Here is a 17,494-nt window from a genome sequence, read left to right as displayed (position 1 = left end):
ATGCGCTGCGGGATTCATGCAGTGGTTACTTGGCTTGAACGCCCTTTTCCACGACTGCATCGCTAGCGACTACTGCCGTTACGGCCGCTACCGGGCTTTTTGCCATCGTCAATTTGTATGGCTCGACCGGCGTCACGCACAGGGCGTCGGAAACGATGGTGCGGTTCAGAATTGCCTTGTACAGATCGTTAGGCACGGCGCTGTAGCGGCGTACCGGGTCGCGTTCGCTAGGCTGGGCCAGCGACAGGTAGTCGTCGCGGTTCAGCGCGCCGCCACCGGCACGTGCCGATTCCACCCATTTGTCGAAGTCCGCATCATTGACACCGTGGAACTTGAAGCGCATGCCCGAGAAACCGGCACCGCTGTAGTTCGCGGAGAAGCCTTTATAGACACCCGGCTTGTTGATGACGGCATTCAACTGCGTTTCCATGCCCGGCATGGCGTAGATCTGACCTGCCAGCGCGGGGATGAAGAACGAGTTCATGACGGACGACGCGGTGATCTTGAAGCGGATCGGACGATCGACGGGCGCGTACAGTTCATTCACGGAAGCGATGCCTTGCTCCGGGTAGATGAACAGCCATTTCCAGTCCATGGCCACGACTTCGACGATCATCGGCTTGTGGCTGGCGGGAATGGGACGGTTGGCGTCGATACGGCTCAATGGGCGGTATGGATCGAGGGTGTGGGTGCTGATCCAGGTCAGCAGGCCCAGCACGATGATGATCAACAGGGGCGCGCCCCAGATAATCAGCTCGAGGCGAGTCGAGTGGTCCCAGTCCGGCTCGTATTTGGCCGCGGTGTTGTTTTTTCTATAGCGCCATGCGAACAGCAGGGTCAGGGCGATTACCGGAACGATAATCAACAGCATCAGCAATGTCGAGATGACAATCAGATTGCCTTGCTGAACTGCGATGTCGCCAGACGGATTCAGTACCACCGTATTGCAACCAGCCAACAATGCGAGAGGTAAAAGAAGCAGTCCGCGACGAACTTTTAATGAAAACATACAGGAAAGTCCAGTACAGGGGATGAAGATATGGTACTGTATTCTCACTGGAGCGCACTGGCAATTGGACGTTTTGTCCTACCCCTTGCTCGGACTTTCACTTGGTAGACGAGGACTTCTCCTACAACTATCTAATGAATAGTCCTGCTCCGGGCGTGAGACACCCGGGGTAAGTTACGCGTTGGCCGAACTCGAAACGATATTGGAGACGATCATCATGTCCAGCACGCGCACACACAGCGGCGATGTACCCGCCGACTTTTCCCCCCACTCCCTGCGCGACGCACGCGGGGCCGGCACGGTCGAATCGCATATCGACCCCGGTGAGATCGCCGTCGGCGTGATCATCGGCCGCGCTTCCGAATACTTTGACTTCTTTGTTTACGCCATCGCCTCGGTGCTGGTGTTTCCGCGCGTCTTCTTCCCGTTCGAAGAACGCCTGGAAGGGACGTTATATGCGTTCCTGATTTTCTCATTCGCCTTCATCGCCCGTCCGTTCGGCACCGTGATCTTCATGGAAATCCAGCGCCGCATGGGACGCAGCGCCAAGCTGACGTTCGCCCTCTTCCTCCTGGGCGTGTCGACAGCCGGCATCGCCTTCCTGCCGACCTACTCCCACCTGGGCTTTGCCGCCATCATCTGGCTGTCCGTGCTGCGCATCGGCCAGGGCGTGGCCCTAGGCGGCTCCTGGGATGGCTTGCCATCGCTGCTGGCCCTGAACGCGCCGGAAAACAAGCGCGGCTGGTACGCCATGCTGGGCCAGCTGGGCGCGCCCGCCGGCTTCCTGATCGCCGCCGGCCTGTTCTGGTTCATGCTGACCAGCCTGACGGATGAAGACTTCCTCGACTGGGGCTGGCGCTATCCGTTCTATGTGGCCTTCGCCATCAACGTCGTGGCCCTGTTTGCCCGTTTGCGCCTGGTGTCGACGAATGAATATGCGCGCCTGCTCGACGAACGCGAACTGCAGCCCGTGAGCGTGTTTGAAATGAGCCGCGGCCAGGGCCGCAACGTGCTGATCGGCGCCCTCGCCGCGCTGGCCAGCTACGCCCTGTTCCACCTGGTCACCGTGTTCCCGCTGTCGTGGATTTCCGTCTACCAGACGCGTTCGGCCCCGGACTTCCTGCAAATCCAGATGGTCGGCGCCGTGCTGGCCGCCATCGGCGTAGTGATTTCCGGCTTGCTGGCCGATAAAGTGGGCCGCCGCACCACCCTGGGCGTGCTGGCCGTGCTGATCGCCATCTTCAGCGCCTTCGTGCCGACCCTGATGGGCGGCGGCAATACGGGCCAGGACGTGTTCATCCTCGTGGGCTTCAGCCTGCTTGGCCTGTCCTACGGCCAGGCTGCCGGCGCCGTGACGGCCAACTTCCCTGCCCGCTTCCGCTATACGGGCGCGGCCCTGACGTCCGACCTGGCCTGGCTGGTCGGCGCCGGCTTCGCCCCGCTGGTGGCGCTGGGCCTGTCGGCCAACTTCGGCCTCGCCTATGTCAGCTTCTACCTGCTGTCGGGCGCCGTCGCCTCGCTGGCCGCGCTGAGCCTGAACCGGGCGCTGGAAATCCGCGACTGACATATATATAGAGGCAAATCGGGTGGCAGCGTGCTGCCACCCGACAATACCCAAGAAACGCCGGCACCGTCCGGCGTTTTTTTATGCCCCGGACCGGCTTACTGTATCGCCAGTTGCCGCCCGCCCGTGCCCTCCTTCTTCGGCAAGTCCAGCAGCAGCACGCCATTTTCATAGCGCGCCTGGGCGCCGGCTTCGTCCACCTCGTGCGGCAGCACGAAGCTGCGGTATTGCTGGCCGTACTCGCGTTCGCTGCGCACGGTCTTGCCGCCGCCGTCGCGCGTCACCCTTTCATCCTTGAGTTCGGCACTGATGGAGACGCGGCTCCCGTCGATGGAGACCTTGATATCGTCCTTGTTGACGCCTGGAATGTCTGCCTGCACCTGATAGGCTTGCTCGGTTTCGGAAATATCGACGCGCATGCGTGACGAGCCCGCATCGCGCAAGCGCAAGGCGGGCGCGAAAAAGTCATGCATGAAATCTTCCATGTCGCTGAACGGGTCGAAACGTGCCAGCGGGTTTTGCGGATCGCGACGCATCAATTGATTGGCCATGATGTCCTCCTGCATGGGATGGTTTGCACACGGCGGTCGTCGCAGGGACGCCGCCACCTCCTGCATCTTAGGATGCGAACCGCTTGTCTCTTTGATCTGCCTCAATCGCGGCCAGCTTGATTTTTCCCCGACGATCATCTGTGCGCTGGCGCGCTTTGCACCGCCTTACGCGTCGGCAATTTAGCGCAAGACTGTTATGCTAGCGCACGCTATGCTTGACCACCAGAAACCTTGCATTTCAATTAAAATTGACTTTTTCGCGACAGCCTTACACGGACATGATGAATACCAAGACCCCGATCGACTCCTTCAGCTTTCGCCGCATCCTCGCCCGCAACGTTACCTTGCCGCTGCTTATCGGGATCGTCACGGCCCTCGTCTTTGTCGGCCTGATCGCCTACCTGCTCTCGGCCCTGCGCTCGGTCGAGCATTCCGAACGGGTGATCGGCAACGCCAACGAGGTCATGAAGCTGTCCGTCGACCTGGAAACAGGCATGCGCGGCTACCTGCTGACGGGCGATGAAACGTTTTTGGCGCCGTATAAATCGGGCAAGGCAAAGATCGCCGTGGAAATGAACACGCTGCTCGAGCTGGTGTCCGACAACTCCATCCAGGTGGACCGGCTGCGCCGCATCCGCGCGCTGCAAGGCCAGTGGATGGAGTACGCGGAAGCCGTGATCGCCCAGCGCCGCAACAACCAGGAATTCCTCGCGCGCGTGCGCCAGGGCGAAGGCAAGCTGGAATTCGACGAAATCCGCCGCGAATTTCTCACCTTCCTTTCCATGGAGCAGCGGCTGCGCCAGGAACGGGCCGACTCGGCCGAGGGCCGCACCATGCTGGCCGTGGTGGTGTTCCTGATCCTCAGCCTGGGATTGTCCGGCTTGCTGGCCTACCTGGGACGGCGCGAACTGCTGCGCCTGTCCGATATCTATAACGATGCGCTCGAGCAGCGCGGCAAGGACAACGACGTGCTGCAGGAGCAAGCGTGGCTGCGCACGGGACAGACGGAGCTGGCCGCCCACACAAGCGGCCAGCTGGGCCTGCCGCAACTGGGACGGCACGTGCTCGATTTCCTGGCCCACCGGCTGGAAGTGGCCGTGGCCACCCTGTACGTCGTCGACGAGGATGGCAGCCTGCGCCGTACTGCCGTGTACGGCTTCAACGAACAGGGCGTGAAGGAAAAACAGGTGTTCAAGCTGGGCGAAGGCCTGGTGGGCGAGACGGCGCGCGAAAAACGCCTCAAGCATGTGCAGCAAGTGCCCGAGAATTATCTGACCGTGACGTCGAGCCTGGGCAGCGGCGCGCCGCTGGAACTGGTGTTGGTGCCCGTCAACAATGAAGGCGTCGTCAACGGCGTCATCGAACTGGGCTTTACGCATCCCGTCAGCGCCCGCGCCAAGGAGTGGCTGAACCTGATTGGCACCAATATCGGCACGTCGCTGGAAGCGGCCCTGTACCGCCAGCGCCTGCAAAATGTACTGGAAGAAACGCAGCAATTGAATGAAGAACTGGAAGTGCAGCAGGAAGAACTGCGCACGGCCAATGAAGAGCTGGGTGAGCAATCGCGCGTGCTGGAACAGTCGCAAGCCCACCTGGAAGAGCAAAAAGCGGCGCTGGAGCAGTCGAACGAGCAGCTGGCCGTGCAGGCGCTGTCGCTGGACCAGAAGAACATGGCGATCGTCCAGGCGCACGCCCAGCTGGAAGCGCGCGCCGAAGAGCTGCAGCGGGCCAGCCGCTACAAATCCGAATTCCTGGCGAACATGTCGCATGAGCTGCGCACGCCGCTGAACAGCTCGCTCATCCTGTCGAAGCTGTTGTCCGACAACAGCAGCGGCAACCTGACGCCCGAGCAAGTGACGTTTGCGCAAACCATTTATTCGGCCGGCAATGACCTGTTGACCCTCATCAACGACATCCTCGACATTTCCAAGGTCGAGGCGGGCAAGCTGGAGTTGACGCCGGACGCCGTGCCTTTCGACGAGCTGCTCAGCAGCATGAAGATGCTGTTCGGCGCCCAGGCGCAGCAAAAGAAACTGGTATTTGACGTCAAGGTGGCGCCGGACACGCCGCCGTCCTTCGTCAGCGACCGCCAGCGCCTGGAGCAGATCCTGAAAAATCTGCTGTCGAACGCCATCAAGTTTACCGATGCGGGCACGGTGTCCCTGCACGTGAGCGCCGATGCGGCCGGCCAAGTGCGCTTCCAGGTGCAGGATTCGGGCATCGGCATCGCCGACGACCAGCAGCACAAGATTTTCGACGCCTTCCACCAGGCCGACGGCACCACCAGCCGCCGCTATGGCGGCACGGGCCTGGGCCTGTCGATTTCGCGCGACCTGGCCGCCTTGCTGGGCGGCGGCATCGAGCTGGCCAGCACGCCGGGCCAGGGCAGCACGTTTACCTTGGTGTTGCCGGCCGTCATGCCGGAACGGGCGGTGGAGGCGGCGGCAGCGCCCCACGCCGCGCCGCAAGCGCCCGCAAAAACCGCGGCCGCTGCACCAAAGGCGGCCCCCGCCGCCAAGCCCGTGCCGCTGCCCACGTTCCAGGATGACCGCGATAGCGTGCCCCCCGCCAAGACGGGCCAGCGTTCCGTGCTGGTGATCGAGGATGAGCCGTCGTTTGCCGGCATCCTGTTCGACCTCGCGCATGAAATGCAATACCGCTGCCTGGTGGCGCACGGCGCAGACGAAGGCTTGCGCCTGGCGGAAGAATTCCTGCCCGACGCCATCCTGCTCGACATGGGCTTGCCGGACCGCCCTGGCTTGCTGGTCTTGCAGCAATTGAAGGAAAACCCGATAACCCGCCACATTCCCGTGCACATCGTCTCCGGCAACGACCAGATCCAGGAAGCCATGCAGCTGGGCGCCATCGGCTACGCCACCAAGCCGCGCACGCGCGAACAATTGAAGGAAGTGTTCCACAAGCTCGAATCAAAATTCACGCAGCAGATGAAGCGCATCCTGCTGGTCGAGGACGATGAACGCCAGCGCGAAAGCGTGGTCCACCTGATCAGCGACAACGACGTGGAAATCACGGCCGTGGCCTTGGGTGAGCAGGCGCTGGAACTGCTGAAGACACAAATTTTCGACTGCATGATCATCGACTTGAAGCTGCCCGACATCCAGGGCAACGAATTGCTCGAACGCATGGAACATGAAGAATTGTGCTCGTTCCCGCCCGTCATCGTCTACACGGGCCGCAACCTGAGCCGCGAGGAAGAAGCGGATTTAATGAAATATTCGCGCTCGATCATCATCAAGGGCGCCCGTTCGCCCGAACGCCTGCTCGACGAAGTGACCCTCTTCCTGCACAAGGTGGAGTCGGAACTGTCGAGCGAGCGCCAGGGCATGCTGCAACAGGTGCGCAGCCGCGAGCGCGTGTTTGAAGGACGCAAGATTTTGCTGGTGGACGACGACGTGCGCAACATCTTTGCCCTGACGAATGCGCTGGAACAGAAAGGCGTGGTGGTGGAAATCGGCCGCAACGGCTTCGAAGCCATCAGCAAGCTCAACAGCGTGGACGATATCGACCTGGTGTTGATGGATGTCATGATGCCGGGCATGGATGGCCTGGAAGCGACGCGCTTGATCCGCGCCGATGGCCGCTACAACAAGCTGCCCATCATCGCCATTACGGCCAAGGCCATGAAGAATGACCAGGAAGAATGCCTGCAGGCGGGCGCATCCGATTACCTGGCCAAGCCGATCGACCTGGACCGTCTGTATTCCTTGCTGCGCGTGTGGATGCCGAAGATGGAACGCATCTGATGCCACGCCACGCGATGGAAAGCCGCTGATGTCCCCGCGCTACACGGACGAGCAGCTGCATGCGCTGATGGAAGCCATCTATCAGCGCTACAGCTACGACTTTCGCGACTATTCCCTGCCCTCGCAGCGCCGCCGCCTGAACCAGGCGCTCGAGCGCTTCCATTGCGCCGACTTGCCTGCCTTGCAGCAGCAAGTGCTGCACGACGCGGCCAGCTTTGGCAAGCTGCTGCAGATTTTGACCGTGCCCGTCACGCAAATGTTCCGCGACCCGGCGTTTTTCCTCGCCCTGCGCGAACACGTGGTGCCCGTGCTGAAAACCTACCCGTCGCCGACCATCTGGGTGGCCGGCTGCTGCACGGGCGAAGAAGCGCTGTCGCTGGCCATCGTGCTGCACGAGGAAGGCTTGCTCGAACGCAGCACGATCTACGCCACCGACATCAATCCGCAGGCGCTGGCCACGGCCGCGCGCGGCGTGTATCCGCTGCACCGGCTCGAGGAGTATGGCGCCAACTACCTGGCAGCGGGCGGCCTGGGCCAGCTGGCCGACTACTACACGGTCGAGCATGCCACGGCGCGTTTCCAGCAGCGTCTGCTCGACAGTATCAACTTTGCCGACCACAGCTTGTCCACGGACAGCGTTTTTATCGAAACGCAATTGATTTTGTGCCGTAACGTGCTGATTTACTTCAACAAAACCTTGCAGGAGCGGGCCCTGGGTCTGTTCCACGACTCGCTGTGCCACCGGGGTTTCCTGGGCCTGGGCAGCAAGGAAAGCACGCATTTCACGCGCTTTGCCGCCGACTTCGAGCCATTGCCGGGTCCCGAAAAGCTCTACCGCAAGCGTGCGCCGTCGCACGCCGCTTCCCATTACGCTGGGCGGCACATGCCAGGATTGAAACATGATGAATGAAACAAGCACCAAACTGCTGATCGTCGATGACTTGCCGGAAAACCTGCGCGCGCTCAATGCGCTGATCCGCGAGAGCGACCGCAGCGTCTACCAGGCCTCGTCCGGCGAAGAAGCGCTGGCCCTGCTGCTCGAACACGATTTCGCGCTGGCCATCCTCGACGTGCAAATGCCGGAAATGGATGGCTTTGAGCTGGCGCAACTGATGCGCGGCACGGAAAAGACGCGCCACATCCCCATCGTCTTCGTCACGGCGGCCGGCAAGGAAATGAATTTCGCCTTCCAGGGGTATGAAAGCGGCGCCGTCGACTTCCTGCACAAGCCGCTCGACATCAATGCCGTGCAAAGCAAAGTCAACGTGTTCGTCGCCCTGCACCAGCAGCGCAGTGAGACGCGGCGCCAGGTGCAGGCGCTCGAGCACAGCCGCCAGCAGCAGGAAGCGTTATTGAAGGAATTGCGCGCCACCCAGGCTGAACTGCAGCGCTCGCTGCGCCTGCGCGACGAATTCATGTCCATGGTGGCGCACGAGCTGCGCACGCCCCTGAACACGCTGTTCCTCGAGACGCAGATGCGCACCGTGAACCTCGAGCGGGGCAATCTGGCCGCCTTCGAGCCGGAAAAGCTGGGCAAGATGGTGGCGCGCGACGGACGGCAGATCCGCAGCATGGTGCGCCTGATCGACGACATGCTCGACGTCTCGCGCATCACCAGCGGCAAGCTGTCGATCCGCCGCGAAGCGGTCGACCTGGCCAGCCTGGTGCGCCGCGTGGCCGACGACCTGGGCCCGTATGCGGCCGCCACGGGCAGCGTGCTGGAAGTGCTGGCCTTCGAACCCATCCACGGTTACTGGGATGCCTTTCGCGTCGAGCAAATCGTTGTCAACCTGATCAGCAATGCCGTGCGCTACGGCCAGGGCCAGCCCGTGGAAATCAGCCTGGCGCACACGCAGAACAGCGCCGTCATCGAAGTGCGCGACCATGGCATCGGCATCAATGCGCGCGACCAGGAACGCATCTTCGACGCCTTCGAGCGCGTCATGCACCAGGACCGCACGGGCGGCCTGGGCCTGGGGCTGTTCATCACCAAGCAACTGGTCGATGCGCATGGCGGCGCCATCACCCTGCAAAGCCAGCCCGGCAATGGCGCCCTGTTCAGCGTCACCCTGCCGCTGGCCGGCAGCTGAGGCCGGCATGAGCATCACACCCGCCCCCCGCGGCCAGGCCGGCGCCAGCGGCGTCGCCTTCTTGCTGCAGCTGGAACGCCGGCTGCGGCTGCTGCAGGACACGGGCGAGATCCTGTCCCTGTCGGCGCAGCTGCTGGGACAGCGCCTGGGCGCCCAGCAGGTGGCCTGTTTCGATATCGACCAGAGCCTGCAATGCCCTACCCTGCAGCATGCGTGGAGCGACGGCCTGGCGCCCGGTGCCACCGGCGAGTATTTCCTCGGCGATTATGCCGCCCGCCTGGCCGATGCCCTGGCCGCCGGCCAGGCGCTGGCCGTCAGCGATGTGGCGAGCGACCCGCGCATGGCCATGCCGGCCGCGCTGGCCACGTTCGCGCGCCTGGGCATCCGTGCCTTCCTGAACATTCCCATTGCCAAGGAGGGCCGGCTGGCGGCCCTGTTCGTCGTGCACAGCAGCGCGGCACGGCTGTGGCATGCGGACGAAATCGAACTGGCCGTGCAAGTGTCGGAACGGGTCTGGTCGACCATTTTGCGGGCCCGGGCGGAATCGCGCCTGCGCGCCCTCAGCGCCACCATGGAAACGCAGGTGGCCGAGCGCACGCGCGAGTTCGGCCGCACATGGAACGTCAGCCCCGACTTGCTGGGCGTGCTCAACCTCGACGGCTATTTCGAACACTCGAACCCCGCCTGGCAAGCCACCCTGGGCTGGTCGGTCGAGGAAATCCGCACGACGAAATTTTTTGAACTGATCCATCCCGAAGACTTACCGCGCACCTATGCGGCCTGGGAGGCGGCCAACCAGGGCCAGCCGGCGCTACGCTTCGAAAACCGCTACCGCCACAAGCTGGGCGGCTGGCACTGGCTGTCGTGGGTGGCCGTGCCCGAGGGCGAGAAAGTGTATTGCAGCGCGCGCGACATCACCGTGGAAAAGAAACTGGAAGCGGACCTGGCCGCCCGCAACAGCGAGCGCGAACGGCTGTGGCGCAGCGCGCAAGACCTGATGGTGGCCATCGATGCGGACGGCTGCTTTACCGCAGTCAACCCGGCCGCCAGCGCCATCCTGGGCTGGCTGCCCGAGGAAATGCTGGGCCGCAGCCTGTTCGACTTCGTGCTGCCCGAGGATGCGGCCGCCACGCGCCAGGCGCTGGCGCAAGTGTCGCGTGAAGCCATGCCCAGCTTTGAAAACCGCTACCGGCACCGCGATGGCGGCCACCGCTGGCTGTCGTGGGTGGCGGCGACCGAAGGCGACCTGGTGTTTGCCACCGGGCGCCACGTCACCCTGGAAAAGGAAGCGCAAAGCACCTTGCTCAGCATGCAGGAATCGTTGCGCCACAGCGAAATGGCGCTGCTGCAATCGCAAAAACTCGAAGCGCTGGGCAAGCTGACGGGCGGCGTGGCCCATGATTTCAATAACGTCCTGCAAATTATTTCGGGCAATCTGCAGCTGCTGCAGATGACCCTGGACGGCGACCCGCTGGCCGCCAAGCGCATCGCCAGCGCCTCGGCCGCCGTGGAACGGGGCGCCAAGCTGTCGGCCCAGCTGCTGGCCTTTGCGCGGCGTCAACCGTTGAAACCGCTGGTGACGGACCTGGCGCAACTGCTGCGTTCGACGGAAGAGCTGCTGCGGCGCGCCACGGGCGAAACCATCGAAACGCGTTTGCTGCTGGCCGATGACTGCTGGCGCGCGCTGGTCGACCCGCACCAGCTGGAAAACGTCATCCTCAACCTGGCCATCAACGCGCGCGACGCCATGAATGGCCAGGGCCAGCTGACCATCGAACTGAGCAACAGCGTGCTGGACAGCGGCTACGCGGCGCGCCATGCGGACGTGGCACCCGGCGACTACGTGCAGCTGGCCGTCTCGGATACGGGCACGGGCATTCCCGCCGAGCTGCTGGACAAGATTTTCGAACCGTTCTTCACGACCAAAAGCGAGGGCGAAGGCACGGGACTGGGCCTGTCCATGGCCTATGGCTTCCTGCGCCAGAGCGGCGGCCACCTGACGGTGGACAGTTTGCCGGGCCACGGCAGCACCTTCCGCATCTACCTGCCGCGCTCGCTCGAAGCGGAAACGGAACTGCCGCTGCAACTGGGCGGACCCGTGCTGGGCGGCAAGGAAACCATCCTCGTGGTGGAAGACGACGTGCAGGTGCAGACGACGGTGGTGGACATGCTGCGCGGCCTCGGCTACGTCGTGCTGCGCGCCAGCGACGGCGAAAGCGCGCTGGCCATCGTCGGCAGCGGCGTGCCCATCGACCTGCTGTTTACGGACGTGGTAATGCCGGGCAAGGTAGCCAGCACGGAACTGGCGCGCCAGGCCCGCTTGCTGCTGCCGCAGCTGGCCGTGTTGTTTACCTCGGGCTACACGCAGGACGCCATCATGCAGGGCGGCCGCCTGGAGCCGGGCGTCGAGCTGCTGAGCAAGCCCTACCGGCGCGAAGACCTGGCGCGGCGCATCCGCCACCTGCTGGCCAATGGCCGCCATGTGACGGCCCTGCACCAGTACCGTGCGCAGCTGGCGCCGCAGCCTGCGCCGGCGCTGCCGGAGGGAAGGCATATCCTGCTGGTGGAAGACAATGCCGACGCGCGCGCGATGACGAGCGAACTGCTGGCCATGCTCGGTCACACGGTGCTGGCCGTGGGCACGGCCGAGGAAGCCCTGCCCCTGCTGGGCACGCCGGGACTGGATCTGCTGCTGACCGATATCAGCCTGCCGCAGATGTCGGGCGTCCAGCTGGCCGAGCTGGCGGCGCGCGACTATCCGCAGCTGGAAGTGGTGTTTTCCACCGGCCATGCGCCGGCCAATTCCGGCGTGCTCGACCCGCAGGCGCGCTTTCTGGTGAAACCATTTACCGTCAAGCAATTACAGCGGGCCTTGCTGCCGCCAGGTCAGTAGACGTCGAGCCGGCGTGCCTTCAGTGCGCTGGCCAGCTCTTCCAGGCCAAACGGCTTGCGCAGGAATCGCGCGCTGGCGTCCTGCATCAGGCTGGCGCCCCAGTCGTGTCCTGAAGCAAACACCACGTCCAGCTGCGGCCAGTGCGCGCGCGCATGGCGCGCCAGCTCCAGGCCGGACATGGTGGGCAGGCTGATGTCCGTCACCAGCACGTCCAGGCCCGGCATGGCCAACAGCGGCATGGCCGCTTCCGCGCTGGCCACGCCGTGCACGGTGTGCCCCAGCATATTGAGCATCTCGGTGGTCATTTCGCGCGCATCGTCATTGTCTTCCACCAGCAGGATGCGCCGCCCGGACGGATCGGGCGCGCCCACCAGGCGGCGGTCGGCCAGCAAATGGCGGATGCGCCGCGCCAGGTCTTCGCGCTGGTAGGGTTTGCTCAACAGCTCGACGCCAGCGTCCAGGCGCCCGCCGCGCATGATGGCGTTATGCGTATAGCCCGAGGTAAACAGCACGGCCAGGTCCGGCAGCAGCAATCTCGCCTGCTGCGCCAGCTCCTTGCTGCTGACGGGACCGGGCATGACGACGTCCGTAAACAGCAGGTCGATGGCCACGCCTGTGCCCAGCAGGGCCAGCGCCGAGGCGCCGTCGTCCGCATGCAGCACGTCGTAGCCGAGGCCGCGCAGCATGTCGACCACCGTGTGCTGCACGGGCGCGTCGTCTTCTACCACGAGGATGGTCTCGCCGCCGCCCAGCACGGGGCCCGTCAGGCCAGGCGGCGGTTCGGCCAGCTTTTCCAGTGAGCGCGGCAAATATATCTTGAACGTCGTGCCGGCGCCCGGCGCGCTATGCACCTTGATGTGGCCCGCGCTTTGGCGGATGAAGCCGTACGCCATGGACAGGCCCAGGCCCGTGCCCTCGCCTTCCTTTTTCGTCGTGAAGAACGGTTCGAATATCTGGTCGATCACGTCGCGCTCCATGCCGTGGCCCGTGTCGGTGATGGTCAGCAGCACGTATTGCCCCTCCAGCACATCGGCATGCAGGCTGGCATAGGCGGCGTCGAGCGTGACGTTACTCAAGGTAAAAGTGAGGCGCCCGCCCTTGTCCATCGCGTCGCGCGCATTGATGGCCATGTTCAGCAGCACGTTTTCCATCTGGTTCGGGTCGACCAGGGTATGCCACAAGCCTTCGCTGATGAAGGTTTCCTCGGTAATCGCCTCACCCAGGGCGCGGCGGATCAGCTCGTGCATGCGGCGCAGCAGACGGCCCAGGTCCGTCACCAGCGGTTTTAATGGCTGGCGCCGTGCAAAGGCCAGCAGTTGCGACGACAGCTTGGCGCCCCGCTCGACGGCCGAGGCGGCTGAATCGAGGCGCCTGGCCGCCTGCGGATTATCGGCCACGGTCAGCTTCAGCAACTGCAAATTACCGGAGATGATTTGCAGCACGTTATTGAAATCGTGGGCCACGCCGCCCGTCAGCTTGCCGATCGATTCCAGCTTTTGCGCCTGCAACAAGGCTTGCTCGCTGCGCACGAGCGCCAGACGCGCCTCTTTTTCATCGGTGACGTCGCGGCCGATGGCGTGGATCAGCTTTTGCGCCGGCACGGCCGTCCAGGAAATCCAGCGGTAGCCGCCATCGCGGCGGCGGTAGCGGTTTTCCATGCGCAAGGTGGGTGCGCCGTGGGCCAGGCGCGACAAGTCCTGCAGGGCCGCCATGCGGTCGTCGGGATGCACGAGGCTGATGAAGTCCATGCCCAGCGATTCGATTTCCGGGCGCTCGAGGATCTTGCTCCATGCGGGGTTGACGGCAATGATCATGCCGGACAGGTCCGCCACCAGCATGATGTCGGTGGACAGCCGCCACATGCGGTCGCGGTCTGCCGTGCGGTTGGCCATTTCCACTTCCAGCGAGGAATTCAGGTAGGCCATTTTTTCCAGCACGTTCTTCTGTTCCTGCACGTCCGTATTCGTGCCCACCCAGCGCAGCACCTTGCCCGCCTCGTCGAACAGGGGCAAGGCGCGCGCCAGGAACCAGCGGTAGGCGCCGTCGCTGGCGCGGCGCATGCGGAACTCCTGTTCATAGGCGCTGGCGGTGGCGACGGCCCGGTCCCAGCTTTTCTGCGTGATCTGCACGTCGTCCGGATGCACGCAGTGGCGAAAGCCGCTCGATACGAGCGACTTCATCGATTGCCCTGTGTATTCGCACACCTGTTCGTTGACCCAGTAGGTGGCGCCGCTGCCATGCGCCAGCCAGGCCTGGTTGGGCATGGTCGAGGCAAGCGAACGGAACTGCGCCTCGCTGTCGAGCAAGGCGTTGCGCGCCTGCCAGTGTTCGTCGATATCGTCGCAGGAGCCATACCATTTCACGGCCTGGCCGCGCTCGTCTCGCCGGCAATACGCGCGCGAATGCACCCAGCGGTACTGGCCATCCTGCCGGCGCACGCGCATTTCCTGGTCCAGGGGCTGGCCGCTGCCCACCGCTTCGCTCCACGCCGCCAGTGTACGGGGCACGTCCTCGGGATGGATGGCGTCCAGCCAGCTGGTACCGAGGCCGCTGCCGCCCGTCCAGTCGCGCCAGCGCTGCGCTACATAGTCGAGCTTGCCGTCGAGGTCGGCCGTCCACAGCACTTGCGTGTTGAGCTCGATGGCGTAATGAAAGTGTTCGCGGCTGTCGTGCAGCGCCTGTTCCAGCTGGCCCCGCTCGATGACATGCGCGGCCACGCGCGCGGCCAGCGCCAGCAGTTCGATTTCCGGTTGCGTGGGATGGCATGTCGCCTGGAAAAACAGGCCCAGCACGCCCAGGATATGCCCCTTCGCGCCAAAGACGGGGGCGACCCAGCAGGCGCGGTAGCCGTGCAGCATGGCTTCCTTGCGTCCGGCGCTCCAGTGCACGTCGCGCGTGATGTCGCCGCAATATACGGGCGCGCCGGAAAAGGCCGCCGTGCCGAATGGGGAAGGCTGTTCGCCGCCGTGGCGCAGGGCCAGGCACAGGTCTTGTGGCAGGCTGGGCGCGGACAGGCCGCAAAAGCGGTCGGCCTCGTCGATGAGCACGAGGCAGGCATGTGCGCCGCCCTCGGCCAGGTCTTGCAGCGCCAGCAACAAATGCTCCAATGCCTGGGCCAGGTCGGCGCCTGCCGCGATGCTGCCCAGCGCACTATGCTCGGCGTCCAGCAAGGAAAGAATGTTGTTTGCGTGCACCGTGTCGATAAGGGGAAAACTGATGCCCGAAATATACCATGGGGCAACGCTCTTGCAGGAGGAAAACAGCATGCCCCTTGATCTCTCCCCCCACGCGGCCCTATGCTAAAGTGTTGCTCTCCTCTCAAGCGAATCCCAGCATGCCTACCACCTTGCCGTTCTCCCTGATCGCCACCGCCCTGCTCGCCTCCGTCCATGGCGCCGTCGCCGCCCCCATGAGCCTGGAAGACTACCTGGCCCTGAACGGCCCCGCGCCCACGGCACAGATCGCGTATGGCCCCGCGCCGTCGCAATACGCGCAGCTGTTCCGGCCCGAAGGCAGCGGCCCGTTCCCCGTCGTCGTGCTCGTCCATGGCGGCTGCTGGACGGTGGCCTTCGGCGGGATCAAACAGATGCGCAACGTGGCCGGCGCGCTCGTCGCGCAAGGCATCGCCGTGTGGAATGTGGAGTACCGGCGCGTCGACGAGGAAGGCGGCGGCTATCCGGGCACCTACGAAGACATGCACGCGGCACTCGACAGCCTGCAGCAGCACGCGCGCCAGTACCAGATCGACACGAGCCGCATCGTCGCCATGGGCCACTCGGCCGGCGGCCAGCTGGTGCAATGGATCGCCGGCAGGGAAAAGCTGCCCAGGACCAGCCCCCTGTACCGCGACACCTACCTGCCGGTAAAAAACATCGTCAGCCTGGGCGGCCTGGCCGACCTGCGCCATGAAAAGGAGTTGATCAAGACCAGCTGCGAGCGCGACATCGCGCAACTGGCAGGCAGCGCCAGCATAGACCGTCCCGACATCTACAGCGACACCAACGCCGCCGACCTGATCCCCAACGGCAGCCGCACCGTCCTGGCGACCGGAGAGCTCGACACCATCTCCCCGCCCCGCGTCGCGCACGACTATGCGGCCAAGACCCGGCTGGCCGGCGACCATGCGGAGGTGCTGATTTTGCCGGGGGCCAGTCATTATGACGAGATTGCCGCGACGTCGAATGCTTGGGGGATGATTTTGCCGGTGGTGCGGGAGATGTTGGAGATGGCGGATGAAAAGGTGCAGTAAATGGGGCAGCATCCGCCTCAAACTTCACCCTGCATGTGCTATGTGATCAGTTACAATCAGAAGGAATAGCGTATAGCGTCAGAACGAAAGTCTACAACATGAGAGTAGTGAAAATTTGGGACGCGGATATTTATCGAGACGGCGGATCATATGGCTTTTGCTTTGATGCCGATGATGGTCACTGGTACGAGTTGTTCATGCAAACCACTGCGTTCGATGACGATAAGAGCGCCACGCACCGCCCTCCCGTCATTTACTTTGAAGGCTGCAATAGCGGACATGTCGTTCAAAACCTTTCATGGGATGAAGCAAAGGTCTTTATCAAACACCTGTCCTACAACAATCATCGCTTCAGCGAATTAGCGCTCATCGTCGCAAATGAAGGTCGCGAACTTACCGGCTGAGATTGTCCGCCACCCAGTTCGATCGCCACTCGTGGCCTGGAATTTAATTCAACTATAAATTTTTCAACAAGACTGCGATCCTTTTCCGTTTTGTCATTCTTCCAGTGAACAATGGTTCCGCGGTTTGGGGGCAGGCCGCGCCTTTGCGAGCAGACAACGACAGCAAGAACCCGCCCGCGCCTCGAACGAAGGCTGCCCGGGCCCAGCGGGCCTGAAAAATGGCCAGGGCAAGGCGCGCGGGCGAAGACAGTACGCATGTACGGCGAGCCCAAGCAACGCAGCCATGGCCGTTTTCTCAGGCCCGCGGCTCTGGCCCGCCATTCAATACAAACTTACTGAACACGCGCCAGGTACTGCGCCAGCTGGGCAAACGTCGCCTTGAACCCCTGCTTCATCGACTCAAACCCCTGCTTGAACGTCTCATGCTGCTCATCGGTCGCCTTGTGCGGCGTCGACCGCAAGGTCATCGTCGTCTTGCCGTTTTCCTCGGTAAGCGTCATGACATTGAACGATTCCAGCGGCCACGTCGCGCTGACCGGGTGCTGCACGGCATTGCCCTGCTTGTCGGCGAAGGACAGGATCGAGACGATCTTTTCCGGCGCTTCGATCGCCTGGTAGGTGAACTTGCCCCACATCTCATAGCCATTGTCGGCGCGCATGCCGTAGTGGAAGACGCCGCCCGGCCGCAAGTCCAGCGCCAGCACGCTCAATTCGAAGCCCACGGGGCCCCACCACTGGGCCAGGCGTTCCGGCTCCACCCACGACTGGAACACCAGCTCGCGCGGCGCGTCGAAGGTTTGCGTGATGACAAAGTCGCTGCTGTCGCGGTGCTGTCCGTCCTGCTTCTGTTTTTCCGTCGTCATGCTGTCTCCTGATGGTGGTGGGCTGCCTGTTAATGTACCAGCGGCGCCGGCAAACGGAAAGGCCTGTACGCCTGTCAAACCGGCGTGCTAGAATATTAATTAGACAC

The 17,494-nt window shown here is 63.4% G+C and carries 11 protein-coding genes; 7 read left to right on the top strand and 4 right to left on the bottom strand.

Annotated elements, in window-relative coordinates:
* Positions 1-25: 25 nt before the first annotated feature.
* Positions 26-1,009 carry a ubiquinol oxidase subunit II gene (gene cyoA / locus AC1Q6X_RS06035; RefSeq protein ID WP_175444764.1) on the bottom strand — a complete coding sequence of 328 codons (984 nt, stop codon included), beginning with the start codon at positions 1,007-1,009 and terminating at the stop codon, positions 26-28.
* A gap of 217 nt (positions 1,010-1,226) precedes the next feature.
* Here cyoA and AC1Q6X_RS06030 point away from each other — a divergent pair, with 217 nt between their 5' ends.
* Positions 1,227-2,573: an MFS transporter gene (locus AC1Q6X_RS06030; RefSeq protein WP_070218888.1), complete on the top strand. Its 1,347-nt coding sequence runs from the start codon at positions 1,227-1,229 to the stop codon at positions 2,571-2,573.
* Between the two features lie 98 nt (positions 2,574-2,671).
* On the opposite strand, the gene AC1Q6X_RS06025 is transcribed toward AC1Q6X_RS06030, so the two are convergent.
* Entirely contained in the window at positions 2,672-3,124 is a 453-nt protein-coding gene (locus AC1Q6X_RS06025; protein WP_070218889.1) for an Hsp20/alpha crystallin family protein, read from the bottom strand.
* A 281-nt stretch (positions 3,125-3,405) separates the two neighbouring features.
* Between AC1Q6X_RS06025 and AC1Q6X_RS06020 the strand changes: the two genes are divergently transcribed.
* From AC1Q6X_RS06020 to AC1Q6X_RS06005, 4 genes are read left to right on the top strand one after another with little or no spacing between them, the layout of a single operon-like run.
* Positions 3,406-6,888 carry a response regulator gene (locus AC1Q6X_RS06020; protein ID WP_492495739.1) on the top strand — a complete coding sequence of 1,161 codons (3,483 nt, stop codon included), beginning with the start codon at positions 3,406-3,408 and terminating at the stop codon, positions 6,886-6,888.
* A gap of 28 nt (positions 6,889-6,916) precedes the next feature.
* A complete protein-coding gene (locus tag AC1Q6X_RS06015; protein WP_230503061.1) occupies positions 6,917-7,798 on the top strand; it encodes a CheR family methyltransferase in 882 nt (293 codons plus the stop codon).
* On the top strand, positions 7,788-8,978 hold the full coding sequence (locus tag AC1Q6X_RS06010; RefSeq protein WP_492495736.1) for a hybrid sensor histidine kinase/response regulator: 1,191 nt from the start codon (positions 7,788-7,790) through the stop codon (positions 8,976-8,978). The genes AC1Q6X_RS06015 and AC1Q6X_RS06010 overlap by 11 nt, the downstream gene beginning before the upstream one ends.
* A gap of 7 nt (positions 8,979-8,985) precedes the next feature.
* Positions 8,986-11,871, top strand: coding sequence for a hybrid sensor histidine kinase/response regulator (locus AC1Q6X_RS06005; protein WP_492495734.1), 2,886 nt, complete (start codon positions 8,986-8,988; stop codon positions 11,869-11,871).
* Here the strand turns inward: AC1Q6X_RS06005 and AC1Q6X_RS06000 are convergent.
* Complete coding sequence (locus AC1Q6X_RS06000) at positions 11,865-15,137, bottom strand: PAS domain-containing protein (RefSeq protein WP_492495732.1); 3,273 nt, start codon at positions 15,135-15,137, stop codon at positions 11,865-11,867. The two genes, AC1Q6X_RS06005 and AC1Q6X_RS06000, sit on opposite strands and share 7 nt — an antisense overlap.
* A 68-nt stretch (positions 15,138-15,205) precedes the next feature.
* Here AC1Q6X_RS06000 and AC1Q6X_RS05995 point away from each other — a divergent pair, with 68 nt between their 5' ends.
* Complete coding sequence (locus AC1Q6X_RS05995) at positions 15,206-16,120, top strand: alpha/beta hydrolase (RefSeq protein ID WP_492495730.1); 915 nt, start codon at positions 15,206-15,208, stop codon at positions 16,118-16,120.
* A 98-nt stretch (positions 16,121-16,218) separates the two neighbouring features.
* A complete protein-coding gene (locus AC1Q6X_RS05990) occupies positions 16,219-16,524 on the top strand; it encodes a hypothetical protein (protein WP_121669518.1) in 306 nt (101 codons plus the stop codon).
* Positions 16,525-16,856: 332 nt separating this feature from the next.
* On the opposite strand, the gene AC1Q6X_RS05985 is transcribed toward AC1Q6X_RS05990, so the two are convergent.
* Entirely contained in the window at positions 16,857-17,387 is a 531-nt protein-coding gene (locus AC1Q6X_RS05985) for an SRPBCC family protein (RefSeq protein ID WP_070311852.1), read from the bottom strand.
* Between the last annotated feature and the right edge of the window lie 107 nt (positions 17,388-17,494).

The organism is Janthinobacterium sp. GW823-FHT06H09 (genome assembly GCF_058794735.1).
Note: the sequence above shows the minus strand (reverse complement) of the source record. Positions and strands in the feature narration are given on the sequence as shown.

Bases quoted from the DNA above. Each gene is read 5' to 3' on its own strand.
- cyoA (WP_175444764.1), bottom strand. From the start codon at position 1,009: ATGTTTTCATTAAAAGTTCGTCGCGGACTGCTTCTTTTACCTCTCGCA.
- AC1Q6X_RS06030 (WP_070218888.1), top strand. From the start codon at position 1,227: ATGTCCAGCACGCGCACACACAGCGGCGATGTACCCGCCGACTTTTCC.
- AC1Q6X_RS06025 (WP_070218889.1), bottom strand. From the start codon at position 3,124: ATGGCCAATCAATTGATGCGTCGCGATCCGCAAAACCCGCTGGCACGT.
- AC1Q6X_RS06020 (WP_492495739.1), top strand. From the start codon at position 3,406: ATGAATACCAAGACCCCGATCGACTCCTTCAGCTTTCGCCGCATCCTC.
- AC1Q6X_RS06015 (WP_230503061.1), top strand. From the start codon at position 6,917: ATGTCCCCGCGCTACACGGACGAGCAGCTGCATGCGCTGATGGAAGCC.
- AC1Q6X_RS06010 (WP_492495736.1), top strand. From the start codon at position 7,788: ATGATGAATGAAACAAGCACCAAACTGCTGATCGTCGATGACTTGCCG.
- AC1Q6X_RS06005 (WP_492495734.1), top strand. From the start codon at position 8,986: ATGAGCATCACACCCGCCCCCCGCGGCCAGGCCGGCGCCAGCGGCGTC.
- AC1Q6X_RS06000 (WP_492495732.1), bottom strand. From the start codon at position 15,137: ATGCTGTTTTCCTCCTGCAAGAGCGTTGCCCCATGGTATATTTCGGGC.
- AC1Q6X_RS05995 (WP_492495730.1), top strand. From the start codon at position 15,206: ATGCCTACCACCTTGCCGTTCTCCCTGATCGCCACCGCCCTGCTCGCC.
- AC1Q6X_RS05990 (WP_121669518.1), top strand. From the start codon at position 16,219: ATGAGAGTAGTGAAAATTTGGGACGCGGATATTTATCGAGACGGCGGA.
- AC1Q6X_RS05985 (WP_070311852.1), bottom strand. From the start codon at position 17,387: ATGACGACGGAAAAACAGAAGCAGGACGGACAGCACCGCGACAGCAGC.